The following is a 25,533-nucleotide window of genomic DNA, read 5'->3' as shown; positions in this document are numbered from 1 at the left end:
CACCCGCGCTGCGGCCCGAACCGGCCCCGCGCACCCGACCGGACGGCGCTCGGGCACCCCGCTCAGCACTCGATGATGTTGACGGCGAGTCCGCCGCGTGAGGTCTCCTTGTACTTGACCTTCATGTCCGCGCCGGTCTCCTTCATGGTCTTGATCACCTTGTCCAGCGAGACGTGGTGCCGACCGTCACCGCGCAGGGCCATCCGGGCGGCGGTGACCGCCTTGACGCCGGCCATGCCGTTGCGCTCGATGCACGGGATCTGCACCAGGCCGCCGACCGGGTCGCAGGTGAGCCCGAGGTTGTGCTCCATCCCGATCTCGGCGGCGTTCTCCACCTGCTCGGGGGTGCCGCCCAGGACCTCGGCCAGACCGCCGGCGGCCATCGCGCACGCCGAGCCCACCTCGCCCTGGCAGCCGACCTCGGCGCCGGAGATCGACGCGTTCTCCTTGAACAGCATGCCGATCGCGCCCGCGGCGAGCAGGTAGCGGACGATGCCTTCCTCGTCCGCGCCCGGAACGGTCGCCACGTAGTGGTGCAGGACGGCCGGGATGATCCCGGCGGCGCCGTTGGTGGGCGCGGTGACCACCCGGCCGCCGGCCGCGTTCTCCTCGTTGACCGCCATCGCCCACAGGGTGACCCACTCCATCGCGTGCGTGGGCCGGTCCCCCTCGGCGCGCAGCGTGCGGGCGGTCCGCGAGGCACGGCGGCGCACCTTGAGCCCGCCGGGCAGGATGCCCTCGGTGGCCAGACCGCGCTCGACGCACGCGCGCATCACCTGCCAGATCTCCAGCAGTTCGGCGCGGATCTCCGCCTCGGTGCGCCACGCCTTCTCGTTCTCCAGCATCAGCGCGGACACCGAGAGCCCGGTCTCCCGGGTCAGCCGCAACAGTTCGTCGCCGGTGCGGAAGGGGTAGCGCAGCACGGTGTCGTCGGGCTTGACCCGATCCGCGCCGACCGCGTCCTCGTCCACCACGAAGCCGCCGCCCACCGAGTAGTAGGTCTTGGTGAGCAACTCGGTGCCGTCCGCGTCGCGCGCCCACGCGGTCATCCCGTTCGCGTGGTACGGCAGCGTCTTGCGTCGGTGCAGCACCAGGTCCCGGTCGCCGTCGAAGGCGATGTCGTGCACGCCGAGCAGCCGCAACGTCCCCGACTCGCGGATGCGCGCCAGCTCCGGCTCGACCTCCTCCGGATCGACGGTGCGCGGCGAGTAGCCCTCCAGGCCGAGCAGCACCGCGCGCGGGGTGCCGTGGCCGTGGCCGGTCGCGCCCAGAGAGCCGTACAGCTCGACCCGGACGGAGGCGACCCGGTCCAGGACACCCTCGCTCTTGAGCCGCTGCGCGAACATCCGCGCGGCGCGCATGGGACCCACCGTGTGGGAGCTCGACGGGCCGATCCCGATCGAGAACATGTCGAACACACTGATCGCCAAGGCGGATGGCCCTTCAAGCGGACGGCAGGGACGTGTGCGCGCCGAGGGACGCGCTTGTGGCGGTCCGACGGCTCGGACAACGCTCCCAGGCTAGGTCACCGACCGGGGCCGCGGGGGCCCGGATCAGACCGGTCCGTCCCAGGCTCGCCACGGGGTCTCGTCGCGGTCGCCGGCCTCGTCGGTCTCGGCCTCGTGCGCCAGCGCGTCCCGGACCACCCGCAGGGCCAGTCCCTCGCCGTATCCCTTGCGCGCGAGCATGCCCGCCAACCTGCGGATGCGCTTGTCCCGGTCCAGGCCGCGCGTGCCCGGCAACCGGCGGGCCACCAAAGCCCGGGCGGTCTCCAATTCCTGTTCCGGATCGAGTCGCGCGACCGCCTCGTCCACCACGACCGCGTCCACACCGCGTTGCCGCAGTTCCCTGGCCAGGGCGCGGCGGGCCAGGCCCTTGCCGGTGTGCCTGGTGTCGACCCACGCGCCCGCGAAGGCGGTGTCGTCGATCAGTCCCACGTCGGTGAATCGGCCCAGCACGTATTCGGCGACCTCGTCGGGCACCTCCCGACGGCGCAGCGCGTCCGCCAACTGGGCCCTGGTTCGGGCGCGCCCGGTCAACAGGCGCAGGCAGATCGCCCGCGCGGTGGCCTCCGGATCGGCGAGCGGTTCGGGCGCGGCATCGGCTCCCTCGGCGCCGTCGATGCCCTCGTCGTCCGTGTCCCGACGGGCCCGGCCCCGAGTCCCGGCCCGCTCCCGTGTGTCCCGTGTGCCGCGCTTGGCCCGACCGTCTTCGGACCGCCGACCGGCGGCCCGCTCGTAAGTCCTCGAGGCGGCGGCCCCCGAGCCGTCGTCCTCCGGGTCGTACTCCCGCGCGTCGCGCTCCGCGAGCTCGCGTCGCGTCGGGCCGGCTCGGCGCGCGGCACCTCCCTCGGCACCACCACGCGCGGTTCCACCCCCCGTCGCGGCACGCGCCGTGACGGCCGCCAACGCGGCCCGCAGTTCGGCGGCGTCGACCGGCGGGGAGACGGGTCCGTCCTCGGATCCGTCCCCCCACGTGTTCGACCACTCGCCGGCAGGGCGACCCACGGGCTCAGCCCTCCTCGGGTTCCGCTTCCGCCGGCACGTCGACCCGCGGGCCGACCCCCAGCTTCTCCTTGATCTTCTTCTCGATCTCGTCGGAGAGGTCGGGGTTGTCCTTGAGGAACTTCCGCGCGTTCTCCTTGCCCTGACCGAGCTGGTCGCCCTCGTACGTGTACCAGGCGCCGGACTTGCGCACGAAGCCGTGCTCGACGCCCATGTCGATCAGGCCACCCTCGCGGCTGATCCCGACGCCGTAGAGGATGTCGAACTCGGCCTGCTTGAACGGCGAGGCCAGTTTGTTCTTGACCACCTTGACCCGGGTGCGGTTGCCGACCGCCTCGGTGCCGTCCTTGAGCGTCTCGATCCGCCGGATGTCCAGTCGCACCGACGCGTAGAACTTCAGCGCCCGGCCACCGGTCGTGGTCTCCGGCGAGCCGAACATCACGCCGATCTTCTCGCGGAGCTGGTTGATGAACAGCGCGGTGGTGTTCGTCTGGTTGAGCGCACCGGTGATCTTGCGGAGCGCCTGGCTCATCAGTCGGGCCTGGAGGCCGACGTGCGAGTCGCCCATCTCGCCCTCGATCTCGGCGCGCGGCACGAGCGCCGCCACCGAGTCGATGACGATGATGTCGACCGCGCCGGAGCGCGTCAGCATGTCGACGATCTCCAGTGCCTGCTCGCCGGTGTCCGGCTGCGACACCAGCAGGGCGTCGGTGTCGACGCCGAGCTTCTTCGCGTAGTCGGGGTCGAGCGCGTGCTCGGCGTCGACGATCGCCGCGATGCCGCCGGCCCGCTGCACGCTCGCGATGGCGTGCAGCGCGAGGCTCGTCTTGCCGGAGCCTTCCGGGCCGTAGACCTCGACGACGCGGCCCCGCGGGAGGCCACCGATGCCCAGTGCCACGTCGAGCGAGATCGAGCCGGTGGGAATGACCTCGATCGGTGCGCGCGCCTCGTCGCCGAGACGCATCACCGAACCCTTCCCGAACTGCCGTTCAATTTGGGCGAGGGCGTTCTCCAACGCCTTCTCGCGATCCTGTCCTGCCATGCCTGCCGCCTTGCCGGTCTGTGGTGTTCGCTTCACACCTTGAACGCTAACCCGTCGCACCGACACGCAGGCACGACCGGCGTACGCCTGTGGACAACGTCGGGTCGAAGGTTAGCCCGAACCTTTGTTCGAATTCGATGCCGACACGCCACCGGAGCCGGCATCCACCCATACGGGGGACGGGCACCGGGCCCGTCGACGGCCGGATCAGGCCTGCGCCGCCAGTTCACGCGAACGGCGCACGCGGTGCCGGCGCAGGTAGTAGAAGGCGATGTTCCCGTCCAGCGCGGCGAGCAGCACGAACGGGACGCCGAGCCAACTGCCGCCGACGAAGGCCACCACGGCGGCGGCGAGCGCCAGGACGCACACGATCACGGCGAGGACGACGATGCGGGGCATGGCGGGGGCTCCAGACGGGCGCGGGCGAGGAACGGGTCGCGGGCGGTACGGGCGCGACGCGGTTCCATTGTCGCCCCCGCCGACCCGGCCGCCGGCACCGGCCGGCGACGCCCCGGGACGCCCGGGGGCACCCGAGGCACGCGCGCTGACCAGCGAAAGTTGAGCCGGCAACAAACCCGAGGTAGTTTGTTAAGCGTTCAACCAAATGCTTCCGCTTCGCCTCGCCGTCTCCACGGAGGAACCCATGACCCGCATCCTCGCCATCTCGGGCTCGCTGCGCGCCGAGTCGTTCAACACCGCGCTCGTGAACGCCCTCCAGCCGTTCGCGCCCGAGGGCATGCAGATCGAGGTGTACAAGGGCCTGGACGAACTCCCGCACTTCAACCAGGACCTGGAGGCCAACCCGCCGGCGTCCGTGGTGCGCCTGCGCGAGGCGATCGCCGAGGCGGACGGCCTGATCATCACCACCCCCGAGTACAACCGCAGCCTGCCGGGCGTACTGAAGAACGCGCTGGACTGGGCCTCGCGTCCGTACGCGCGGGGTGTGCTGGCCGGCAAGTCGATCGTCGCGATGTCCGCCTCGCCGGGCGTCCAGGGCGGCATCCGCGCGCTGATCCAGCTCAAGACGCTGCTCCGGGACCTGAACAACTTCGTCGTCTCCGGCCCGGAGATCTCCGTCCCCGAGGTGCACACCCGGCTCGGCGTCGAGGCCGACGTGCAGCACGTGCTCACCGACCCGGCCACCGCCGGCATGGTCACCCACGTACTGGCCGGCCTGCAGGACGCGATCGACAACAACGCCGGCGAGCTGGTCGCCCGTCCGCTGGGCGCCTGGGCCGCGTCGACGGCCTGACCGCGGGCGGCACCGAGGCGAGGCGAAACGGCGTGAGGCCCCGCACATCCGATGATGTGCGGGGCCTCACGCCGTTTCGGTCGAGTGCGTCGTGGGTCGCACCCGGGATCGCGGCCTCACACGTCGGTGACGCGCAGACCGGCGTGCGCCTTGTAGCGGCGGTTGGTCGAGATGAGGTTGGCGGTGAGCCCCTCGACCTGACGCGCGTTGCGCAGCCGTCCGGCGTACACCCCGCGCATGCCCGGGATCCGCGAGGCGAGCGCCTGCACCGCGTCGGTGGCGTCGCGTTGATCGCCGAGCACCATGATGTCGGTGTCCAGGGATTCGACGTTCGGGTCGAGCAGCAGCACCGCGGAGACGTGGTGGAAGGCGGCGGTGACGGCCGAGTCGGTGAGCACGGCGGCGGCCTGCTGCGCGGCGCTGCCCTCCTCGACGTCGAGCACGAACGCGCCCTGCTTGTCGAAGCCCATCGGGTTCACGCAGTCGACGACGATCTTGCCCGCGAGCTCGCTCTTGAGCGCGACGAGCAGGTCGCGGTGCCCCTCCCAGGGCACGGCGATGATCACGATGTCGCTCTCGGCCGCGCAGGTGGCGTTGTCGGCGCCGCGCACACCGGCGCCGAGCTCCGCCGCGGCGGAGGCGGCCCGTTCTGCGTTGCGCGATCCGATGATCACTTTCTGGCCGGCGACGGCCAGGCGGTACGCGAGGCCGCGGCCCTGCTCACCGGTGCCGCCGAGGACGCCCACGACCAGATGGTCGATGTTCGGCAGGTCACGCGGGTCGCGTTTGGGGGACGAGGGGGTTGTCATGGGCGCGATCCTGCCGGCCGAAACCGCAGAGGACACGGGGTGCGCACCCGGATGCAGTCGAGGTCACACTGGTTTTCGGCTGTGCGGGTCGATTCACTCCGAAATAGCACTTATATATGACAACCGGGACGAACCGTGTTTCCTTGGAAGAGAAAACTTTCTCTACGCTCTCCGAGGAGACGCAGTGCCGGCCAAATTCATTGTCACCAAGGGACGCTCCGGCAAGTACGGATTCGTCCTGGCAGCCGCCAACGGTTCGACCATCATCAAGTCGTCGCCCTATGGGACGAAGCGCGAGGCATTGACCGCACTTCGGTCCGTCCAGCGCAATGGCGACACCGAGACGGTCGACGATCGCACCGTCGACGCCCCGGCCTCGACCCGGGCCCGGATGTCGAAGTCCGCGGCCTCGCCCCGCCGGACGCCGGTCGCCCGGACCGTCGCCAAGCGCGGCGGCACGGTGCGCAAGAGCGCGCCCGCCAAGTCCGCCACGGCGAAGGCACCACCCCGAAAGGCGGAATCCCGAAAGGCCTCGACCAAGCCCTCGACCACTCGAAAGGCGGTATCGAGGACGACGGCATCGAGGACGGCGGTTTCCCGGACCTCCGCCTCGCGTACCCGAAAGGCGGTATCCACGCCGAGCGGATCGCGAAAGCGGACCATGGCCGGGTCGCGCCGCGCCTGACCCACGCCCACCCCTCCCTCGATCGCCGGTTTCCGGACCCCCGCGCGTAACCCACGGCTTTGTCCGAGGTCGTAGCGTGCGGGGACGGGAAAGCGGTCGAGCAGCCCCGGGACCCCGGTCCCGGGCGGAGGAGGTGGGCGCGTGGATTCCGGCACGACCCTGGCGGCCTGGTCGCAGTGGATCGCGCAGAGTCAGGGATGGACCCAGTTCTCCGAGCTGATGTTGTCCTTCGTGCTCTCCAGCGTGATCGGCGTCGAGCGCGAGGTGCGCCAGAAGAGCGCGGGACTGCGCACCCACGCACTGGTCGGCGTGGGCACCACACTGTTCATGGAGATCTCCAAGTACGGCTTCGCCGACGTGCTGCCCGCGGGCCACGTCGGCTGGGATCCGTCCCGGATCGCCGCGCAGGTGGTCTCCGGCATCGGCTTCATCGGCGGCGGCCTGATCTTCGTCCGCCGCGACACGGTGCGCGGCCTGACCACCGCCGCGGTCGTCTGGTTGACGTGCGCGATCGGCATGGCCTGCGGCGCGGGCCTGCCCTATCTCGCGATCGGGGTCACCACGCTGCACTTCGTGGTCGCGTACGGCTATCCGCCGATCATCCGCAGGATAAGCGGGCCGCGGAACCGGGTGGCCGAGGTCCGGATCGGCTACCTCCCCGGGCACGGTGTGCTCTCCGCGGTCCTGGTCGCCTGTACCGGCGCCGGGTTCACCGTGGTGGACGTGTCCGTGCACAACCGTGACCGCGAGGCCGCGGAGGACCCGGGGGAGACCTCCACCGAGCCCCGGGCCGCGGCCGTGGTCCTGCTCCTGGAGGGCCCGGCCGATCCCACCGAATTGGTGTCCGGCATCTCCGAGTTGCCCGGAGTGCTCACCGCGGGCGGCGGGCGGGTCCCCGAACCCTCCGAGTGACCCGACCGCCGCCCGAGTGGTCGGTTCAGCGGCGCCCGGGGTCGTTCCAGTTGGGGTCGTTCTCCCAGGCCTGATTGCGCGTCTTCGCGGTCTCCAGCGCGTTCGCCGCCTCCCGACGGGTGGCGTACGGTCCGAGCCGGTCGCGTGCCGGGCACTCCGGCCCCTCTTCGACCTTGGCGTGCTTGATGCAGTAGTACCACTCGCCGGCGCGCCCCTCGGCCTTGCGCCACAGTCTCAACCTCACGACCCGTCCTCCGCCCACTCGAGCTGCTGTCCGTCGTATCCGGTCGTATCCGTCGTATCGATCGATGCCTCGGTCGCGGCGCCGGCTACACTCGCTGGTTATGGCGATTCTCGTACCCGGTAAGGCAACCCCCATCCGCTCTGTTCCCGCCGACATCCCGCGGCCGGAGTATGTCGGGAAGCCGGCGCCGACCCCGTACACGGGGCCCGAGGTGCAGGACGCCGAGACGATCGAGCGCATGCGCGTCGCGGGCCGGATCGCGGCGGGCGCGATGGAGGCCGCCGCCGCGCACATCGCACCGGGCGTGACCACCGACGAGTTGGACCGGGTCGCCCACGAGTACGTCCTGGACCACCACGCCTATCCGTCCTGCCTGGGCTACCGGGGCTTCCCCAAGACCATCTGCACCTCGATCAACGAGGTGATCTGCCACGGCATCCCGGACACCACGCGCCTGAACGACGGTGACATCGTCAACATCGACGTCACCGTGTTCATCGGCGGCGTGCACGGCGACACCGACGCGACCTACCCGGTCGGCGACGTGGACGAGGAGTCGAAGCTGCTCGTCGAGCGCACCCGCGAGGCGCTGAACCGGGGCATCAAGGCGGTCCGGCCCGGGCGCCAGATCAACGTGATCGGCCGGGTCATCGAGTCCTACGCGAAGCGCTTCGGCTACGGCGTGGTCCGCGACTTCACCGGCCACGGCATCAACAGCTCGTTCCACTCCGGGCTGATCATCCCGCACTACGACGACGAGCGGGCGACCACCGTGATGGAGCCCGGGATGACCTTCACCATCGAGCCGATGCTGACCCTGGGCAGCTACGACTACGACATGTGGGACGACGGCTGGACCGTGGTCACCAAGGACCGCAAGCGCACCGCGCAGTTCGAGCACACCCTGGTCGTCACCGACACCGGCGCCGAGGTCCTGACCGTCGCGTAGCTTCGTGCGCTCCCGTGTGGTCGTGGTCGACACCGGGCGGGAGCGGTGCGGCACCGGGCGCGGGCAGTAAGGTTTCGCGAGATCTCCTCCTGCCCGCTCCCCTGGAAGAGTGCCGAGTACCGATGCGCATATCCCGCGCGGTGGCCACGGCCGCCGCTCTGCTCGTGACGGCGCTCACCGCCACCGGCTGTGTCGCCGTCCACGGCTCCACGACGCCCGTCGAGGCCCTGGACCGGCACGAGGCCGGCAAGGTGCTGCACGACTACGAGGTGCAGAACAACCAGGCCTACGCGAACCGCGACCTCCCGCTCAACGCGCGGGTGGAGACCGGTTCGCTCGGCGCGCTCGACCAGGCCGGTCTGAAGATCCTGAGCTTCACCGACCCGCGCGGCAATCTGGGCAAGGCCCCGATCAAGCACGAGCGGCCCGAGTTCCTGATCCCCAAGGTGATCGGCTGGCCCAAGTGGTTCGCCGTGCACAGCACGCCGAACTTCAACAACGCCAAGCCGCAGTTGCTCGTGTTCGTCAAGGCGAACCCGGACGCGGTCTGGCAGGCCGCGTGGGGCCCGACCCTGCAGAGCCCGTTGCCCGAACTGCGCCGGGACGCGGACGGCTACCTCGAACCGGTCGCCCCGAACGCCGCCGGACTGGCCGCCGCGCCCGGCGAACTGGCGCCCGCGCTCACCGAGTTCCTCAAGGACGGCAAGACCCGCGCCGAGTTGTTCGGGCCCGACCCGTACACCGCACAGTTGCGCAAGCAGCGCGAAGAGCCGATCGGTGAGGGTTTCGTGCGGCAGACCGTGGACGGCGCGGCGAACCAGTTCCCGCCGCTCGCGCTGCGCACGAAGGACGGCGGCGCGCTGGTGCTCTTCGCGCTCCAGCACAGCGTCAAGCTGACCGTGCAACCGCCGCGCCGGCTGGGCGACGTGGACCCCTCGACCCTGACCTTCCTGACCGGCAAGCCGACCAGGGCGGTCACCGAGCACCGGCTCTCCGAGTACGTCGCGGTGGTCCCCAAGGCGGGCGGCAAGGTGCAACTCGTCGGCTGGATGTACGGCCTGGTCGGCGCCGACGGCGAGTGATCCGCCGGCGCCGGGGTGGGCGGGCCGGGCTACATCCAGCGCACGTCGCCGGCGGTCGCGCCCACCGTGTCGCACGCGTCGGTGAGCACGTCCAGCACCCGCAGCGGGTCGGGCAGCGGCAGTTCGGGGCCCCGGATCCAGCGCACCTGCTGCCCCGAGGGGTGCTCTGCGGAGGGGACCAGCACATAGCTGCCCCGGCAGTGCCAGCGCAGGCCCGGATGCGCGTCCAGCGTCTCGGGATGGCAGTCCAACTCGCACGGCCACCATTCGTCCTCGTCGGCGGGAGTGCCGCGGGTCGCGGTGAAGAACAGCGTGCGTTCGGGGCCGCAGGAGGCCACCGGACCGATCTCGATGCCCTGCTCGGCGAAGACCGCGAGGGCGATCTCGCCCGCCCGCGCGGGTACGTCCAACACGTCGTGGCCCGCGCCGGTGGCGGTGACGAAGTTGGCCTCCGGATACAACTCCAGCCAGCGCGCCACCTGGACCGGGTCGGTGGACGCCTGGGTCTGCCACGCGAACGAGACCGGGTGCATGCCCGGCGCCGGACAGCCGACCCGGTCACAGGAACAGCCGAAGCCCACCGGGTGCGCCGCCGGACAGACGGGCCAGCCGCGCTCGACCAGGTCCATGAGCAGTCCGGCCCGCCGGTCGCGAACGGTGTCCGGATCCTCACGCGGTCGACGGCGCAGCCATCCGGCCATTCTGCCCATTCGCTCCATGGAACCCCTTCTTCCGCGTGCGTTTCGTACGCGCCCCACACGGCGCCTCTGCGTATACAACGCGGAAGACCGGCCCGGGCAATCCCCATCATCGCGGGTCGCCCGAGTCGATATGCCGACCGGGTTCGCAGGTGATCGGAAAAGCACCGGTACGACACCGCGAACCCGCGAGAAATGTACATCGCGGATCGCTTCGGTTCGGTGCGCCGCCCGCAACGACGACCGCCCCGTTCCCGAATGTCGGGAACGGGGCGGTCGCGCCGGCGGCGGGCCGCGGCGCGTGGATCAGCCCGCGTTGACGCAGGTGTTGCCGAACGTCGGGTTGAGCACGGCGATCAGGATGTCGACCGTGTTCCCGCAGATGTTGACCGGGACGTGCAGGTCGCCGGCGATCTGGTTGCCGGAGGCGACACCCGGCGACTCGACCGCCGCGCCCTCGGACTCGGCGCTCGCGGTCGCCACGCCGGCGCCCATGGCCGCGATGCCACCGGCCATGGCCGCCACGGCGGCGATCTTCTTCATGTTCGTCACAGCGTTGTTCCTCCACGTAACGTGCCGACCAGGTTCGGCACGCTGGTCAACGACGTGGTGGGTGGGCGGAAACGCGCGGCCGGCGAGATTCACTCGTTCACTGCGGGAGCATGGTGCCGCCGGCGAAATCGGGGGTCAGCGCCCGACCTTGCCGGACTGGTCCGGGCAGAACGCCGCGATCGCGCCGCCCACGAGCATGCCCTTCTCCTGCACCGCGCTCACCGCGGTCACCTTCATCGCGCTCTCGACCAGGGTCTTCCCGGACTTGAGGTCCGAGCACGCCTGCTTGCCCTGGGCGACGAGTTCGGCGTCCGGCTTCGACTTGGTGCCCGGGATGAGCGTGTGCACCGTGGTGAGGAAGTTGTCCTCGCCGAGTCCGCCGCCTCCGCCCGGGAGCGACGGCGAGTCCTCGTCCTCGGTGGGGTCGGGCGACGTGACGCGCTTGGTCGGCTTGGTCGACGGCGTCGCCGATCCGGACTTCGAGCCGGTCGACGCGCTCGCCGAGGACGTCGAGGACGCCGAGCTCTTCTTGTCGTCGTCACCGGACATACCGACCGCGACGATCACGCCGACGATCGCGAGCACCGCGACCACCGAGACGCCGATCCACAGGCCCTTGCGGCTGCGGCCGGGCTGGGGCGGGTAGCCGGCGCCCTGCGGGTAGCCGCCCGGGTATTGCGGCGGGCCGTACTGGCCCGGCTGACCCGGCGGGTACTGCGGTTGGCCGTACTGGCCGGGCTGCTGCTGCCCCGGGTACGGCTGTTGGCCGTATTGGGGCTGGCCGTACGGCTGGTTCGGGTCCTGGCCGGGCGGCGGCGGGTAACTCACTCATCCCCCATGGATGTCGGATCGTCGCCTCCGTCGAGCACGGCGCACGGATCATCCAAAAGTAGGACGAAATGCTTGGTTTTTGGCCCGCGGAGGAAGCGTAAGGATCATGAAGCTCTCCTCATTTGTCAAGGCGAGTCTTCTTTCGATCGCAATCGCACACATGCCGACCGTACTCAGACCGCGGCGACCACGATGTCCAGCGCCCAGGGTGTGCCCCCCTGCTTCGGTTCGGCCGTCTCCACGGTCCACCCCAGTGCGCGCAGCGCGTCGGCCAGTTCGGCCGGGTTGCGCGGTTCGGCGCCGGAGACCAGCAGGTCCCGGGTCACCCGGCCCTTGGTCGCCTTGTTGAAGTGGCTCACCACCGAGCGCTTGGCGACACCGTCCACGATCCGCTCGTGCAACACCCGTACCGTCGCGGTCCGCTCGGCCACCGCGCCGGTCGGCTTCCAGGCCGCGCCGTACGCCGCCGACCGCAGGTCCAGGACCAGTTCCTCGCCCGCGAGCCTGGGCAGCACCGGGGCCATCGCGGCGCGCCACTGACCCGCGAGTGCGCCGATGCCGGGCAGCCGCACACCCATCGAGCAGCGGTACGGCGGCACCCGGTCGGTCGGCCGCAACGCCCCCCACAGGCCGGAGAACACCAGGATCGAACCCGCCGCGCGCGCCGCCGCCGCGCCGGTGAGCGAGGGCAGGTCCAGCGCGTCGTAGAGCACACCGGTGTACAGCGCGGCCACCGTCAGCGCGGGCGCCTCGCGCAGGTCCAGGTTGCGCAGCACCTCGCCGCGCAGCTTCGGACCCAGCCCGAGCACCTCCAGCGCCTTGAGCTCGTCGCCCTCGCACAGCGTGATCAGCGAGTCGAGCACCTGCCGCCGCACGGAGTTCAGTTCCGGCATCGAAAGGCCCGCGAGATCGAGCGCGGGGCCCGTCCCCGCAGCGGCCTTGCCCTCGGAGGGCGGCAACAACACGAGCACGGGCGGGACTCCAAGCGGCGCGGGCGGAAAGGGGGTCGATCAAGTTTATGGGGAGGAGTCGGGCCGATCATGACGCAGCGGCTCCGGGCGCGCGGGCGAAAAGCCGGTGAAGTCCTTCGCACCGCAGCCGATCTTTCCTAAGCTCGACCCGTGCCTCGTCGCCATCTCCACATCAGGTCCGCGGACGGTGATCGCCTTCGCGCCGGTTTCACCCGCCTGCGTGCGGACCTCGGGCTGCCCGGCCCGTTCTCCCGCGAGGTGTCGGCGGAGGCGGAGGCGGCCGCCCGGCGCGGGCCGAGCCTGACCCGCCGGGATCTGACCGAACTGCCGTTCCTGACCATCGATCCGGCCGAGTCGCTGGACCTGGACCAGGCGATGCACCTGACTCGTCGGGACAGCGGCTATCGGGTGCACTACGCGATCGCCGACGTCGCCGCCTGGGTCACCCCCGGCGGCGCGCTGGACGCGGAGACCATGCGCCGGGTGGAGACGCTCTACCTGCCGGACGAGCGCATCCCGTTGCATCCGCCGATCCTGTCCGAGGCGGCGGCCAGCCTGCTGCCGGGGTCGGACCGGCCCGCGCTGGTGTGGGTGCTCGACCTGGACGAATCCGGCGACCTGACCGGCACCGACGTCTTTCGCGCGATGGTGCGCAGCCGGGCCCGGTTCGACTATCCCCAGGTGCAGCGCGCGATCGAGGCGGGCACCGCCGAGGAGCCGTTGGCGCTGCTCGCCGAGATCGGCATGCTGCGCGAGACGTTGGAGAGCGAACGGGGCGGGGTGAGCCTGCCGATCCCGGAGCAGGAGATCGTCGAGGACGGCGACACCTGGCGCCTGGAATACCGGGCGCCGATCCCGGCCGAGGGCTGGAACGCGCAGATCTCCCTGCTGACCGGGATCGCCGCCGCCGACCTGATGACCTACGCGGGCGTCGGCATCCTGCGCACGCTGCCCGAACCGGCGCCGGAGGCGCTGGCCCAGGTCCGCCGGGTCGGCCGCGCGCTCGATGTGGCGTGGCCCGACGGCGACACGTACGGCGCGGTGATCCGCTCGCTCGATCCGGACAACCCGCGGCACGCGGCGTTCCTCCAGGAGGCCACCGGTCTGCTGCGCGGAGCGGGCTACACCGCGTTCGACGCCGGGGTCCCGGAGCAGGCCGGGCACGCGGCGGTCGCCGACGAGTACGCGCACGTGACCGCGCCGCTGCGGCGGCTGGTCGACCGGTACGCGGGCGAGATCTGCGTGTCCCTGGTCGCGGGCACCGACGTGCCGGACTGGGTGGGTGCCCGGCTGCACGAGTTGCCGAAGGCGATGGAGACCGGCGATCGGCGGGCGCACGAGGTCGAGCGCGAGGCGGTCTCCCTGGTCGAGGCGGTCGTGCTCGCCGACCACGTCGGCGACGAGTTCGACGCGGTGGTGGTGGACCTGAACGAGCGCGGCGACGGCGGGACGGTACAACTCGCCGAACCCGCCGTGCGGGCCCGCTTCGACGGGCCGGGTCTGGGCCTGGGCGAGCGGGTCCGGGTCCGGTTGACCGAGGCCGACGACGCCCGGCGCAGGGTGCGGTTCGCCCCGGCGAAGGCGCCGGGCGCACCCGCTAGGATGGCGGGCACGACGGATGAGTCGGCCGGGCGGCCGCGTCGGGATTCCTCCTCGGAGGGTTCCGCCGAGGAACGTCCGGGCTCCACAGGGCAGGGTGGTCGGTAACACCGACCCGGGGCGACCCGCGGGACAGTGCCACAGAAAACAGACCGCCGACGTCCTCGGACGATCGGTAAGGGTGAAACGGTGGTGTAAGAGACCACCAGCGCCCGAGGTGACTCGGGCGGCTAGGTAAACCCCACCCGGAGCAAGGTCAAGAGGAGCACCGTCACACGTGCTCTGCGCGAACGTTCGAGGGCGGCCCGCCCGAGTTCGCGGGTAGACCGCTGGAGGCTGTCGGCAACGGCAGTCGTAGATGGATGGCCGCCTCCCCGGGCGCCGCAAGGCTCCCGGGAGACAGAACCCGGCGTAGAGGCCGACTCATCCGTCGTCTCCTTTTTCTCGCCCCTCCCCCGCCGACGCGGCTCGCCGGTCGGTGTCGTGGGAGGCGTCGGGCCGGCCGTGACGAGCCGTCCGGGGCCGGCCGGGCAAAGACGAAAGCCCCGGCCTGAACCCAGGCTCGGGGCTTTCGGAAGTTTGGTCCTCCGCGTGGTCCGCCCGGATTCCACTGGCGGGCACGCTGAAGGCGCTTCCGACTATGCCACACATCGGGCGGCGCCGTCAAACCTTTGTTCGACCACGCCGCCCGATGTCAGGCGCCGCGCAGGTGCGCGGTCTCGTTGAACACTCGCAGCGACGCGTTGCCGTCCGACCACCACTGGACCGCGCTGATCGCCGCGGCGGACAGTTCCATCCGGAACATCGACTCCGGCGGGGCGCCGAGCGCGATCCGTACCAGCGTCTTGATCGGCGTCACGTGGGTGACCACGAGCACGGTCCTGCCGGGGTGCCGGGCGATCGTCTTGTCCCGGGCCACCTCCACCCGGCGGGCCACCTCGGTGAAGCTCTCGCCACCGGGTGGGGCCGCGTCCGCCGAGGTCAGCCACGCGTCGAGGGCGTCCGGGGTCTGCTCGCGCGCCTCGGCGAAGGTGAGTCCCTCCCACGCGCCGAAGTCGGTCTCCCGGAAGCCGGGTTCCTCGCGCACCTTCAGGCCCAGTCGTTGTGCGACCGCCTCCGCGGTCTGCCGGCAGCGACCCAGCGGCGAGGACACGATCGCCTCGATCGTGCCGCGCTCGGCGAATGCCTCGGCCGCGCGCGCGGCCTGCCAACGACCGCGCTCGGACAGGTCCGGGTCGGCGCCGGTGCCGGAGAAGCGCTTCTGCGGGGTGAGCACCGTCTCGCCGTGTCGCAACAGCACCAGCGTGGTCGGGCGACCCAGGTCCGGGCCCCAACCGGGGGCGGTCGGGCGGACCTTGGTGGTGATCGGTTCCTCGACCACCGGCTCCGGGGTCCGGGGCGTGGCGAACGCGGTGGACTCCTGCGGGGTCCAGGCCCGGCCCTTGGCCGCCGCGTCCATCGCCTCGTTGGCCAGCCGGTCGGCGTGCTTGTTCTGCTCCCGCGGGATCCACGTGTAGGTGACCTGCCCGGGCGGGTGGATGCCCCGGGCCTTGGTCGCCAGGTCGCGCATGTCGGCGTGCTTGATCTTCCAGCGGCCCGACATCTGCTCGACCACGAGCTTGGAGTCGGCCCGCACCTCGACGGTCGCCGTCGGGTCGATCGCGTGCGCCGCGCCCAGGCCGGCGATCAGACCGCGGTACTCGGCCACGTTGTTGGTGGCCACGCCGATCGCCTCGGCCACCTCGTGCAGCACCTCGCCGGTCTCGGCGTCGCGCACCAGCGCACCGTAGGCCGCCGGCCCCGGGTTGCCCCGGGAACCGCCGTCGGCCTCGACGACGAGCCTCACAGGCCCGACTCGGCCGTGCGGACGAGGATGCGCCGGCAGTTCTCGCAGCGCACGATCGCGTCCGGCGCGGCCGCCCGGATCGCGCCGAGGTCGGTGATCCCCAGCTCCAGCCGACACCCCTCGCAGCGGCGCTGGAACAGCGGGGCCACGGCCACGCCGTGCGACTGCTCGCGGATGCGCTCGTACAGCTTCATCAGGTCGGCCGGGATCGCCGCCGCGATCACCGCGCGCTGCTTGGTGGTGGCGCTCACCTCGGTGTCGATCTCCGCCTCGGCGGCGGCCCGCCGGGACTCGGCGGCGTCGCGCGCGGCCTGCGCCTCGTCCCGCTCGGCGACCAGCTTGGCCAGCCGGCCCTGGATGTCCTCGCGGCGTTCCATCACCTCCAGGACGACCTCTTCGAGGTCACCCTGGCGCTTGGCGAGCGAGGCCACCTCGCGCTGGAGGTTCTCCAGGTCCTTGGGCGAGGTGACGTGGCCCGAGTCCAGTCGCTGCTGGTCGCGTTCGGCGCGCTTGCGGACCTGGTCGACGTCCTGCTCGGCCTTGGTCTGGTCGCGGGCCGCGTCGCTCTCCTCGGTCTCGCCCGCGACCACGAGGTCGCGCAACCGGGCGAGCCGGGAGCCGAGGCGGTCGATCTCCTCGTTCTCCGGCAGCGTGCGCTTCTTGTGGGCGAGCAGGTCGATTCGCGAGTCGAGGGCCTGGAGGTCGAGCAGGCGGAGCTGGTCGGCGGGCGCGGCGTTCAGCGGGGGCTCCTTGGATGCGGCTCGGGTGGGCGGGAGATTGCTTCCCACCCGCCCACCCGTTGCGTTTCGGTGGGTGGCTTCGGGTGTTGCGGACGACGGTCGGGCCGATCGGGCCACACGCGCGTCGTCACGGCGCTCAGCGGTGCGGTGTGTGGAACGTCCACGGGTCCGTGACTAGTTCCGACACGTGGGTTTCCACCGTAGTACCGGTCGCGGCGAGCGCACGGGTCAGTTCCTCGGCCGCGTACGCCAACCACGGCCACTCGGTGGCCCAGTGTGGGGCGTCCAGCAGCGCGGGGCCGCCGTGTTCCAGCGCCTCCGAGGCCGGGTGGTGGCGCAGGTCGGCGGTGACGTAGACGTCGGCGCCGCTGCGGCGGACCGCGTCGAAGAGGCTGTCGCCCGCGCCGCCGCACACCGCGACGGTGCGCACCAGGCGGTCCGGGTCGCCGGCCACCCGCAGGCCGGTCGCGGTGGCGGGCAGCGCCCGGGCGGCCCGGGCGGCGAACGCGGCGAGCGTCTCGGCGGCGGCCAACTCGCCGATCCGGCCGATGCCCCGGCACTCGCTCGGGTCGGCCGGGGCCGGGTCGAGCGGGGCGGTGACGGTCAGTCCGAGCGCGGCGGCGAGCGCGTCCGAGACGCCGGGGGCGGCCGAGTCGGCGTTGGTGTGCGCGACGTGCAAGGCGCAGCCGCCGGTGATCAGCGCATGCACGACGCGCCCCTTGAAACCGGTCGCGGCGACCGAGTGCACTCCGCGCAGGAACAGCGGGTGGTGGGTGACCAGGAGGTCGGCGCCGCGGGCGAGCGCCTCGTCGGCGACCGCCCGGGTCGGGTCCACGGCGAACATCACCGAGCGCACCTCGGCGTCCGGATCGCCACAGACCAGCCCCACCGCGTCCCAGGATTCGGCCCACTCGGGGTGGTAGATCCGTTCGAGGGCGCTGACGACGTCGGAGAGCTTGGGCACGAAGGGAGGTTACCGCTCCGAGGTCGCCGCCCCGGATTCGGGCATCCGGGGCGGACGGTGACGCAGCGCACCGGAGCACCCCCGGATTGTGTGAACTCGGTCCCATCCGAAGCGTTTGTGCGGTAGGCAGGCTCGCACTGTCGTACGACCGACGAGGGGGACGACGATGGTGCACTGTCTGCTGTGCGGTACGTCCTATCTGGAGACGGACGCGTACTGCCCGGGCGAACAATGCGGCACCGACCTGCACGGCCAGCGCATGGGCGATCCGGCCTGCGCGGTCCAGGCATGGTGCGAACCTCGTCGGATCACCGCGGCTGCCGGCGAGACGGTGATGGTGACGCTGACCCTGCGCAACGCGGGCAGCGCGCCGGACCGCTACGACCCCGAACTGCCCCGGGACGTCGGCCGGCGGATCGGCCTGGACCGCCCCGGCGCGCCCGATGTGTATCCGGGCGAGACCCGGATCTGGACGATCGTGTACACGGTGCCCCCGGACATCGAGGACCAGGTCGCGCCGAGCGGGATGTTCGGCCTGGGCGAGGTGGGCGCGGACAGTGGTGGCAGCGCCTTCGAACCGGTGTCCCGGGTGGTCGAGGAGAGCGAGGTCCCGGTGCGGGTGGTGTCCGCCCGGGACATGCGGGTGTCCGCGTGCGCGCCGTTCTCGGTGCGGGTGGTGTCCATGGACCGCGACCCGGATGGTGGTCGGCGACCGGGCGGCGCACCGGTGGATCCCTACCACGACGATCGTGAGCGTCGGGGCGGCAAGCGGCGGACCAGGATCGCCGGCGCCGTGGCCGCGACGGTGGCCGCGATCGTCGCGGCGCTGCTGATCGGCATGGCGATGGCGGGCTCGGACGACAAGAAGCCGGCGGCCAAGACCGACCCGACGGGGTCGGCGGGGTCCTCGGCCGCGTCCTCCCCGGCCGCCGTGCCGACCACCGAGGCGCCGGTGACCAGCACGCCCGACGTGTCCGACTCGGCCTCGCCGAGCACCGGCGCGCCCGGGAAGCTGACCGTGCCGAACGTGGTCGGGATGACCGAGGCGCAGGGCGTCGCGCTGCTGCGGGAGAAGGGTTTTCGCGGCGTCGTCAAGGGCACCGGCGGCACGATCGCCTCCACCGACCCGGCGGCCGGGAAGAAGGTGGACCGGGACAAGGCGGAGATCGTGGTGACGATGTCCGGGGTTCGGACCACGCCGCCGGTCACCCGGCCGCCGATCACGATCAGGCCCACCGATCCCGCCTCGTCGTCGGCTCCGGTGACGACCACGGTCCCGCCGCTGTCCGGCCTGACCGTCGCCGACGCGACCACGGCGCTGAAGAACGCCCGCCTGAACATCGGGCTGCCCGCCGGGGCCTCCCGGAGCGACGTGGTCACCGGCTCGACTCCGGGTTCGGGCGAGGTGGTGGCGATCGGCACGACCGTGGCGGTGAGCGTGGCCCCGCGCGCGACCGAGACCGGCCCGGGCTGACGCACGGCGGACGACCGGGGCCCGCGCACCGCACACGATCCATGCCGGCCCGCCGCGCCCAGCGGAACTGACTTACCGTCAGGTCCTCTGGTCGCCTCCCCTCTCCATGCAATAGCTTGCCTCAGTCAAGAACAGGCGAGGGGAGAACGCTCATGCTGGACCTCACAGGCGCGTCCGCGATCGTCACCGGCGGGGCCTCCGGGCTCGGCGAGGCGACCGCCCGCCGACTCGCGGCCGGCGGCACCTCGGTGGTGATCGCGGACAAGAACGAGGAGCGGGGCAAGGCGGTCGCCGCCGAGATCGGCGCCGGCGCCGTCTTCGTGGCGACCGACGTCACGAACGAGGAGCAGATGCAGGCCGCGGTGGACGCGGCGGTCGCCGTCGCGCCGCTGCGCGCGCTGGTCTCGTGCGCCGGCACCGGGATGGGCGCCCGCACGGTGGCCCGGGACGGCACGCCGCACCCGCTCGCCGCCTTCGAGTTCATCGTCCGGCTCAACCTGATCGGCACCTTCAACGCGGTCCGGCTCGCCGCCGCCGCGATGGCGAGCGCCTCGCCGCAGGCGGACGGCGAGCGCGGCGCGATCGTGTGCGCCGCGTCGGTGGCCGCCTTCGACGGGCAGATCGGCCAGGCCGCGTACGGCGCGTCCAAGGCCGGCGTGGCCGGCATGACGCTGCCCGTCGCGCGCGACCTGTCCGCGATCGGCGTGCGGGTCAACACGATCGCGCCCGGCACGATGGACACCGCGCTGTTCGCCGCCGCACCGCAGGCGGTCAAGGACACCCTCGGGCAGCAGGTGCTGTTCCCCAAGCGCATGGGCGTCCCGGACGAGTTCGCCTCGCTTGCGTACGAGTTGCTCACCAACAGTTACCTCAACGCCGAGGTGATCCGGCTCGACGGCGGGATTCGCTTTCAGCCGAAGTAGTGGGAATCGGCATCAATCAGGACGATCATCGCGCCGGTCGGCGCAGACGGTCGGCATGTCCGCCCCAATGATGTTGGGATGGGGGCGTGAGCGATCCGACCTCGGCGTGGCAGCGCCCCCTGCCCTTCCATCTCCCCGGCCTCGCGCCGCCGATCCGTCGCGACTGCGCGATCGGCGGCGTGGTCCTCGCGGGCGCCCTCGTCCTGCTCGTCACCAACTCCTACCTGATCTGGGGCGCGTGGGACCCGGGCCGGTGGTTGCGGCTGCTGCCGCTGCTGCCGTTGACCGTCGCCGAGTGCCATCGCAGCACGTCTCCGCGCTTCGCGGTGTTCCTGGGCATGGCCTGCGAGGGCGTGGACATCGCGCTCGGGCCCTCCATCGGCGGCCTGATCATGTGGTCCGACGTGCTGTACGCGGCGTGCCTGTACGGCACGTCGCGACTGGCGTTCGGGCTGCTGTACGGCAACGTGGTGGTGCTGATCCTGGGCGCGGGCACGGTCTGGGCGGTGACCCGCGAGTTCCGGCTGTTCGTCCTGTCCATCTTCTACATCGGACTGGTCGGCATCTCCCCCGTGCTCACCGGCTTCTCGGTGCGCGAACACCGCGAGAAGGCCGAGGTGGAACGGTTGCGCGCGACCCAGACCGCGCGGCTGGCCGAACTCGACCACCAGGCCGCCGTGGTCGCCGAACGTGCCCGGATGGCGCGCGAATTGCACGACGTGATCGCCAACCACCTGAGCGCGGTGGCGGTCCAGTCCACCGCCGCGCTGTCGGTCAAGAGCATGGACGAGGCCAGACTGCGCGAGACGCTGGAGGTGATCCGGGAGAGCAGCCTGCAGGGACTCACCGAGATGCGCCGGATGATCGGCCTGCTGCGCTCGGAGAACACCCCCGAGGAACCGGTGTCCGTACCCCGTCTGGCGGAGACCGATCGGCTGGTCGAACACGTGCGCCGGGCCGGGCTGATCGTCGACATCGAGGTCACCGGCGTGGTGCGGGAGTTGCCCACGCCCGTCGACCTGGCCGCCTATCGGGTGGTCCAGGAGACCCTGACCAACGCGCTCAAGCACGCCACACCGCAGCGGTTGCGCATGGTGTTCGCCTATCGTGCCGAGAACGTGGTGATCATCGGGGACAACGGGATCGATCCCGAGCACGTGACCCGACTGCCCGGCGCCCGTGCGGGACTGGTGGGCATGTCCGAGCGCGTCTCGTTGCTCGGCGGCGTGTTCGAGGCGGGGCCGCGCGACGGCAGATGGTACGTACGGGCCGAACTCCCGTGCGGTGACGACGTGGTGCGCGGCGCCGGAGACAACGCCTCGATGGGGCCGAAGGGTGGGACCGGGTGAGCGACATCGACACACTGCGCGTGCTGGTCGCCGAGGATCAGGCGGCGGTCCGGGCCGGACTGGTGCTGATCCTGGACGCGGCGACGGGCATCGAGGTGGTGGGCCAGGCCGTCGACGGCGAGAACGCGGTGGAACTGGCCCGGTCGTTGCGCCCGGACGTGGTGCTGATGGATGTGCGGATGCCCCGCATGGACGGGATCAGCGCCACCCGCGAGCTGACCGCGGAAGGCCTCGACGTCCTGGTCCTGACCACGTTCGACCTGGACGAATACGTGTTCGGCGCGCTGCGCGCGGGCGCCGCGGGCTTCCTGCTCAAGACGGTGGACGCCGAACGCCTGGTCGAGGCGGTCCGGTTGGTCGCGCGCGGCGACGGCTTCGTGGCGCCGGAGGTCACCCGCCGGTTGATCCACGCGTTCGCGAGCCCCTCCCGCCCGGGACCGGCGGACGGGCCCGAGGTGGGCGCCGAGGCGCTCGCGTCGCTCACGCCGCGCGAGGGTGACGTGCTCGCGTGCCTGGGCCGGGGCATGTCGAACCAGCGAATCGCCGAACACCTGGACATGGCCGAGGCCACGGCCAAGACGCACGTGAGCCGGATCCTCACCAAACTGGGCCTGCGCAGCCGGGTCCAGGCCGCGATCCTGGCCCAACAGCGCGGAATCGGCGAGTAACTCGATCAGCCCATTCCCAGCCGCATGGTTGCCCCCATGCCATCCCGTTGACCTGCGCCGATATCGACTGTTCGGAAATATGCAGATCAACTGACCAACCAACCCTCAATGCGGGTCACTTCACTCAAAGGGGTGAAGGCTGCCGCAACTCGTTGAGGTGGCCCGAACGCGCTGCGTACGGTCATGCCGTCCCGCCGGGGGGAGCGATCCGAGGCGGGGCGGCCATGTCGGCGACCGAGTCACAACGGTCGTTCGACAACCGTTTCCGGGCACCGGTCGACGAGCGCGACGCGCATCGCCGACCGGGGCGCGAGGGCACAGTCGAGGGGGAAGTCCAGGGATGGCGACGACGACTCGTGGGCACCGTGCGGAGCGCACCGGCGGCCACGGCGCGCCGGGTACGAACCTGGTCGACCGCGTCCGTGCGGCGCTCGACCGCTTTGCGGTCGGTGCCCGGGAACAGGATCACGACGGTCGGGCCGCCGGTCGGCCCGACCCCGCCGAGGCGGGCGCCGGGTGGGACGTGCGCTCGGACGACTTCTGGTGCACCGTACGACCGCCGGGCCACGCGGCCCGCGCCCAGGGCTGGAAGATCCACGTCAGCGCGCGCACCGGAGACGCCCCGCACGTGCTCGGCCGGGTCTGCGACGTGCTCCTGCCGCGCCGGGTCGCGTTCAAGTTCGCCGGCGACACGGAGCGGCTGCGGATGCTGAACTCGCGGGAGGCGGACCGGGCTTCGGCGGGCAAGTTCATCACCGTCTATCCCGACGACGACGAGCAGTTCATGGAGTTGGTGGACGCGCTCGACGAGGTGACGCGCGAGCTGAGCGGGCCGGGCATCCTCTCCGATCGGCCGTGTCGACCGGGCAGCGTCGTGCACTACCGCTACGGCGGGTTCGGCCGACGTGCGGTGCTCGGCAACGACGGCGGCTACCGGGCGGTGCTCACCGACCCCGACGGGCTGGCCGTGGACGACGCCCGGGAGGCCTGGTTCACCCCGCCGCCGTGGGCACCGGATCCGCTGGTGCGGCGGGCCCGTTCGGCGCCCGTCGCCACGCCCGCGCCGGCCCGGCCCCCGGGGGTGCTGATCGCGGGCCGCTTCGCGGTCACCTCGGCGCTGCGGCACTCGGCCAAGGGCGGCGTCTTCGTCGGCCGGGACACCACCGACGACAGCGATGTCGTGGTCAAGCAGGCCCGCGCGCACATCGAGGTGGACCGCTCCGGGCGGGACGCGTGCGCCGCGCTGCGGCACGAGGCGATGCTCATGCGGCGGCTCGCGCACACCGGCCTCACTCCTCGGCACGTCGCGCTCGTGGAGGAGGCCGAGACGATCTTCCTGGCCCAGGAGCGGGTTCCGGGCGAGCCGCTGCGCACCTGGGTCGGCCGACACGCGCAGGACCCGGACGTGCCCTGGACACGGGCCCGGGGCATCGTCGAGGAACTGATCCGGCTGGTCCGGACGGTGCACGACGAGGGCCTGGTGATCCGCGACCTGTCGCCGACGAACGTGCTGGTCGGGCCGGACCACGCCGTGCGTCTGGTGGACCTGGAGTTGGCCGCCGAGATCGGCTCCCGGGCGGGCGCGGCGGGTACTCCCGGCTATCGGGCGCCGGAGCAGCGTCCCACCGCCGACGGCGGGCATCGCGTGCACCCCGCCGCCGATCTGTACAGCCTGGGCGGCCTGTTCTTCCTGTTGGCCACCGGCGCCGACCCGGCCCTGCCCGAGGACGTGGGGGCGAGCCGCAGCACGGTGGAACGCCTTGGCGCGTGGCTGGAGTTGGCGGCAGGGCAGGGCGAGACGGCACGGCGGCTGGCGCCGGCGATCCGCGGTCTGTGGCACGAGGAGCCCACGGCGCGGTGGACGGTGCAGCGGTTGGGCGCGTACGTCGCGGGGGTGGATGGCGGGGTCGGGGCGGGCTCGGGCCCGAGTTCGGGAGCGGGCGTCTCCGGTGACGACGGTGACGACGGGGAGGGTGCGGACGGGGGTCGGGACGGCGGGGAGCGCGCGGACGGCGGGGATCGCGCCGCTGTCGGCCGGGACGGCGATGACGGCGCCGTGGCCGGGCGGGTCGGCGATGACGGCGATGCCGCCGGGCCAAAAGGCGGGAGTGGCGGGGACGGCGGTCGGGGCTTCGCGGGCGCGAGTGCCGATGCCGAGGTCGGTGTGGCCGCGCGCCAGGACGCGCCGGACGGGCCTCGGCCGCATCCGGACACCGAGGGCGACAAGGTCCCGCCGCATCCGCAGCCGCCGGAGGACGATCCGCTGCTCCTGGACGGGCTCGCCCACCTGATCGCGACGATGACGCCGGGGCGGGTGGATCGGCTGTGGCCGATGACGGCCGGCGCGGCGGCGATGGATCCGTGCAGCGTGCAGTACGGCGCCGCCGGTGTGCTGGGGGTACTGGCCCGGGCCGCGCACACCACCACGCTCGAACCTCGACTGCGCTACGCGCTGCATCGCGCGGTCGAGGACGGCGCGGCGTGGTTGCGCGATCGGGCGGCGGCCGAACCGGTGGTCCTGCCCGGCCTGCACTTCGGGCGTTCCGGCACCGCGTGGGCCCTGCAGGACGCGGCGGCCCTGCTCGGCGACGAGAAGCTCGCCGCCGCGGCCGTCGACGAGGCGCTGCGGGTGCCGATCACGTGGCCCAATCCGGATGTGTGCCACGGTGCCGCCGGGGCCGGTCTGCTCCAGGTCCGGATGTGGCGGGCGACCGGCGACGAGCGGTTCCGGCAGCGCGTCGTCGCGTGCGCCGACGCGCTGCTCGGCGCGGCCCGGCAGGCCGGTGACCTCACCCTGTGGCCGGTCCCGAAGGACTTCGACTCGCGCCTGGCCGGCGCGGCGCACCTCGGCTTCGCGCACGGCGTCGCCGGCGTCGGCACGTTCCTGCTGGAAGCCGCCCTGGCCACCGGCCGCGAGAGCTGCCTCGACGGCGCCCGGGCCGCGGCCCGCACCCTGACCCGGACCGTGCGCGCCGACGGCGACACCGCGTGGTGGCCGCAGGGCCCCGGCGATCCGGCGGGCGTACGACTGGCGCACTGGTGCAGCGGTTCGGCCGGTGTCGGTACCCTCCTGGTCCGGCTGTGGCGCGCGGACGGCGATCCGCAGCACCGCGACCTGGCCGAGCGGGCGGGCGCGGCGGTCCATCGGGCCCGCTGGCACTCGGGCACCGCCGCGTGCCACGGCCTCGCGGGCAACGGCGAGTTCCTGCTCGACCTGGCCGAACTGCTCGACGACGAGAGCCATCGCACTCGCGCCGCCGACCTGGCCGACCAGCTCCGGGCCCGGACCGCGCTGATCGAGGGCCTGCGGGTGCCCGCCGACGAGACCGCGATCGGCGTCTCCGCCTCGTACGGCACCGGCACCGCGGGCGTCCTCGGCTTCCTGCTGCGGCTCGGCCACGGCGGCGGCCGGCTCTGGTTGCACGGTGAGGACGCGTGA

23 protein-coding genes, 1 other RNA gene and 1 pseudogene are annotated in these 25,533 nt (G+C 72.2%); 12 read left to right on the top strand and 13 right to left on the bottom strand.

Features of this window, described 5'->3' with window-relative positions; genetic code table 11:
• Window positions 1-62: 62 nt before the first annotated feature.
• The 4 genes from OG948_RS26075 to OG948_RS26060 form a co-directional block, all read right to left on the bottom strand.
• Complete coding sequence (locus OG948_RS26075; protein ID WP_406298772.1) at window positions 63-1,430, bottom strand: L-serine ammonia-lyase; 1,368 nt, start codon at window positions 1,428-1,430, stop codon at window positions 63-65.
• A 123-nt stretch (window positions 1,431-1,553) separates the two neighbouring features.
• Complete coding sequence (recX, locus tag OG948_RS26070; RefSeq protein WP_406298770.1) at window positions 1,554-2,507, bottom strand: recombination regulator RecX; 954 nt, start codon at window positions 2,505-2,507, stop codon at window positions 1,554-1,556.
• A gap of 4 nt (window positions 2,508-2,511) precedes the next feature.
• Complete coding sequence (recA, locus tag OG948_RS26065) at window positions 2,512-3,546, bottom strand: recombinase RecA (RefSeq protein WP_406300343.1); 1,035 nt, start codon at window positions 3,544-3,546, stop codon at window positions 2,512-2,514.
• Window positions 3,547-3,753: 207 nt separating this feature from the next.
• A complete protein-coding gene (locus OG948_RS26060) occupies window positions 3,754-3,945 on the bottom strand; it encodes a hypothetical protein (protein ID WP_406298769.1) in 192 nt (63 codons plus the stop codon).
• A gap of 244 nt (window positions 3,946-4,189) precedes the next feature.
• Between OG948_RS26060 and OG948_RS26055 the strand changes: the two genes are divergently transcribed.
• Window positions 4,190-4,798, top strand: a complete 609-nt coding sequence (locus tag OG948_RS26055; RefSeq protein WP_406298768.1) for an NADPH-dependent FMN reductase — start codon at window positions 4,190-4,192, stop codon at window positions 4,796-4,798.
• 116 nt (window positions 4,799-4,914) lie between these two features.
• Here the strand turns inward: OG948_RS26055 and npdG are convergent, their stop codons facing one another.
• On the bottom strand, window positions 4,915-5,607 hold the full coding sequence (gene npdG, locus OG948_RS26050) for an NADPH-dependent F420 reductase (protein ID WP_395869420.1): 693 nt from the start codon (window positions 5,605-5,607) through the stop codon (window positions 4,915-4,917).
• On the opposite strand from npdG, the gene OG948_RS26045 reads away from it, so the two are divergent.
• Together OG948_RS26045 and OG948_RS26040 are read left to right on the top strand one after the other, a co-directional pair.
• A complete protein-coding gene (locus OG948_RS26045) occupies window positions 5,558-6,292 on the top strand; it encodes a DUF1508 domain-containing protein (RefSeq protein WP_406298767.1) in 735 nt (244 codons plus the stop codon). The genes npdG and OG948_RS26045 overlap by 50 nt on opposite strands.
• Window positions 6,293-6,433: 141 nt before the next feature.
• On the top strand, window positions 6,434-7,204 hold the full coding sequence (locus OG948_RS26040) for an MgtC/SapB family protein (protein WP_406298766.1): 771 nt from the start codon (window positions 6,434-6,436) through the stop codon (window positions 7,202-7,204).
• A 25-nt stretch (window positions 7,205-7,229) separates the two neighbouring features.
• On the opposite strand, the gene OG948_RS26035 is transcribed toward OG948_RS26040, so the two are convergent.
• A complete protein-coding gene (locus tag OG948_RS26035) occupies window positions 7,230-7,442 on the bottom strand; it encodes a hypothetical protein (RefSeq protein WP_406300342.1) in 213 nt (70 codons plus the stop codon).
• 106 nt (window positions 7,443-7,548) lie between these two features.
• Here OG948_RS26035 and map point away from each other — a divergent pair, with 106 nt between their 5' ends.
• Both map and OG948_RS26025 read left to right on the top strand, forming a co-directional pair.
• Entirely contained in the window at window positions 7,549-8,397 is an 849-nt protein-coding gene (gene map, locus OG948_RS26030) for a type I methionyl aminopeptidase (RefSeq protein ID WP_406298765.1), read from the top strand.
• 122 nt (window positions 8,398-8,519) lie between these two features.
• Window positions 8,520-9,479, top strand: a complete 960-nt coding sequence (locus OG948_RS26025) for a hypothetical protein (RefSeq protein WP_406298764.1) — start codon at window positions 8,520-8,522, stop codon at window positions 9,477-9,479.
• A 29-nt stretch (window positions 9,480-9,508) separates the two neighbouring features.
• Here OG948_RS26025 and OG948_RS26020 read toward each other — a convergent pair whose 3' ends face one another.
• From OG948_RS26020 to yaaA, 4 genes are all read right to left on the bottom strand, one after another.
• Window positions 9,509-10,198, bottom strand: coding sequence for a bifunctional DNA primase/polymerase (locus OG948_RS26020; RefSeq protein WP_406298763.1), 690 nt, complete (start codon window positions 10,196-10,198; stop codon window positions 9,509-9,511).
• Window positions 10,199-10,483: 285 nt separating this feature from the next.
• On the bottom strand, window positions 10,484-10,720 hold the full coding sequence (locus tag OG948_RS26015) for a chaplin (RefSeq protein ID WP_395869604.1): 237 nt from the start codon (window positions 10,718-10,720) through the stop codon (window positions 10,484-10,486).
• Between the two features lie 144 nt (window positions 10,721-10,864).
• Window positions 10,865-11,557: a DUF732 domain-containing protein gene (locus OG948_RS26010; RefSeq protein ID WP_406298762.1), complete on the bottom strand. Its 693-nt coding sequence runs from the start codon at window positions 11,555-11,557 to the stop codon at window positions 10,865-10,867.
• A 176-nt stretch (window positions 11,558-11,733) separates the two neighbouring features.
• Complete coding sequence (yaaA, locus tag OG948_RS26005) at window positions 11,734-12,531, bottom strand: peroxide stress protein YaaA (protein ID WP_406298761.1); 798 nt, start codon at window positions 12,529-12,531, stop codon at window positions 11,734-11,736.
• Between the two features lie 150 nt (window positions 12,532-12,681).
• Here yaaA and OG948_RS26000 point away from each other — a divergent pair.
• Window positions 12,682-14,049, top strand: a pseudogene (locus OG948_RS26000) (RNB domain-containing ribonuclease); the annotation flags it as partial.
• A 101-nt stretch (window positions 14,050-14,150) separates the two neighbouring features.
• Window positions 14,151-14,560: RNase P RNA component class A (gene rnpB / locus OG948_RS25995), an RNA gene on the top strand.
• Between the two features lie 264 nt (window positions 14,561-14,824).
• Here the strand turns inward: rnpB and OG948_RS25990 are convergent.
• The 3 genes from OG948_RS25990 to OG948_RS25980 form a co-directional block, all read right to left on the bottom strand.
• Entirely contained in the window at window positions 14,825-15,976 is a 1,152-nt protein-coding gene (locus tag OG948_RS25990) for a bifunctional RNase H/acid phosphatase (RefSeq protein ID WP_406298760.1), read from the bottom strand.
• The gene (locus OG948_RS25985; RefSeq protein WP_402229627.1) at window positions 15,973-16,716 is read right to left on the bottom strand and encodes a zinc ribbon domain-containing protein; all 744 of its coding nucleotides are present in this window, start codon (window positions 16,714-16,716) and stop codon (window positions 15,973-15,975) included. Before OG948_RS25985 ends, OG948_RS25990 begins: the two co-directional genes overlap by 4 nt.
• Before the next feature lie 136 nt (window positions 16,717-16,852).
• Window positions 16,853-17,680: a Nif3-like dinuclear metal center hexameric protein gene (locus OG948_RS25980; RefSeq protein WP_406298759.1), complete on the bottom strand. Its 828-nt coding sequence runs from the start codon at window positions 17,678-17,680 to the stop codon at window positions 16,853-16,855.
• Window positions 17,681-17,846: 166 nt separating this feature from the next.
• Here OG948_RS25980 and OG948_RS25975 point away from each other — a divergent pair, with 166 nt between their 5' ends.
• From OG948_RS25975 to OG948_RS25955, 5 genes are all read left to right on the top strand, one after another.
• Complete coding sequence (locus OG948_RS25975) at window positions 17,847-19,154, top strand: PASTA domain-containing protein (RefSeq protein WP_406298758.1); 1,308 nt, start codon at window positions 17,847-17,849, stop codon at window positions 19,152-19,154.
• A gap of 155 nt (window positions 19,155-19,309) precedes the next feature.
• Window positions 19,310-20,077, top strand: a complete 768-nt coding sequence (locus OG948_RS25970) for an SDR family NAD(P)-dependent oxidoreductase (RefSeq protein ID WP_406300341.1) — start codon at window positions 19,310-19,312, stop codon at window positions 20,075-20,077.
• A gap of 86 nt (window positions 20,078-20,163) precedes the next feature.
• Complete coding sequence (locus tag OG948_RS25965; RefSeq protein WP_406298757.1) at window positions 20,164-21,426, top strand: sensor histidine kinase; 1,263 nt, start codon at window positions 20,164-20,166, stop codon at window positions 21,424-21,426.
• On the top strand, window positions 21,423-22,094 hold the full coding sequence (locus OG948_RS25960; RefSeq protein WP_406298756.1) for a response regulator: 672 nt from the start codon (window positions 21,423-21,425) through the stop codon (window positions 22,092-22,094). The genes OG948_RS25965 and OG948_RS25960 overlap by 4 nt, the downstream gene beginning before the upstream one ends.
• Before the next feature lie 340 nt (window positions 22,095-22,434).
• A complete protein-coding gene (locus OG948_RS25955; protein WP_406298755.1) occupies window positions 22,435-25,533 on the top strand; it encodes a lanthionine synthetase LanC family protein in 3,099 nt (1,032 codons plus the stop codon).

The organism is Embleya sp. NBC_00888 (assembly GCF_045207655.1).
Lineage (GTDB): Bacteria > Actinomycetota > Actinomycetes > Streptomycetales > Streptomycetaceae > Embleya.
This window is presented reverse-complemented; position numbering and strand designations above follow the sequence as displayed.

Coding starts and splice junctions, on each gene's coding strand:
- recA (WP_406300343.1), bottom strand. CDS start 3,546: ATGGCAGGACAGGATCGCGAGAAGGCGTTGGAGAACGCCCTCGCCCAA.
- OG948_RS26060 (WP_406298769.1), bottom strand. CDS start 3,945: ATGCCCCGCATCGTCGTCCTCGCCGTGATCGTGTGCGTCCTGGCGCTC.
- OG948_RS26055 (WP_406298768.1), top strand. CDS start 4,190: ATGACCCGCATCCTCGCCATCTCGGGCTCGCTGCGCGCCGAGTCGTTC.
- OG948_RS26045 (WP_406298767.1), top strand. CDS start 5,558: ATGTTCGGCAGGTCACGCGGGTCGCGTTTGGGGGACGAGGGGGTTGTC.
- npdG (WP_395869420.1), bottom strand. CDS start 5,607: ATGACAACCCCCTCGTCCCCCAAACGCGACCCGCGTGACCTGCCGAAC.
- map (WP_406298765.1), top strand. CDS start 7,549: ATGGCGATTCTCGTACCCGGTAAGGCAACCCCCATCCGCTCTGTTCCC.
- OG948_RS26025 (WP_406298764.1), top strand. CDS start 8,520: ATGCGCATATCCCGCGCGGTGGCCACGGCCGCCGCTCTGCTCGTGACG.
- OG948_RS26020 (WP_406298763.1), bottom strand. CDS start 10,198: ATGGAGCGAATGGGCAGAATGGCCGGATGGCTGCGCCGTCGACCGCGT.
- OG948_RS26015 (WP_395869604.1), bottom strand. CDS start 10,720: ATGAAGAAGATCGCCGCCGTGGCGGCCATGGCCGGTGGCATCGCGGCC.
- OG948_RS25975 (WP_406298758.1), top strand. CDS start 17,847: ATGGTGCACTGTCTGCTGTGCGGTACGTCCTATCTGGAGACGGACGCG.
- OG948_RS25955 (WP_406298755.1), top strand. CDS start 22,435: ATGGCGACGACGACTCGTGGGCACCGTGCGGAGCGCACCGGCGGCCAC.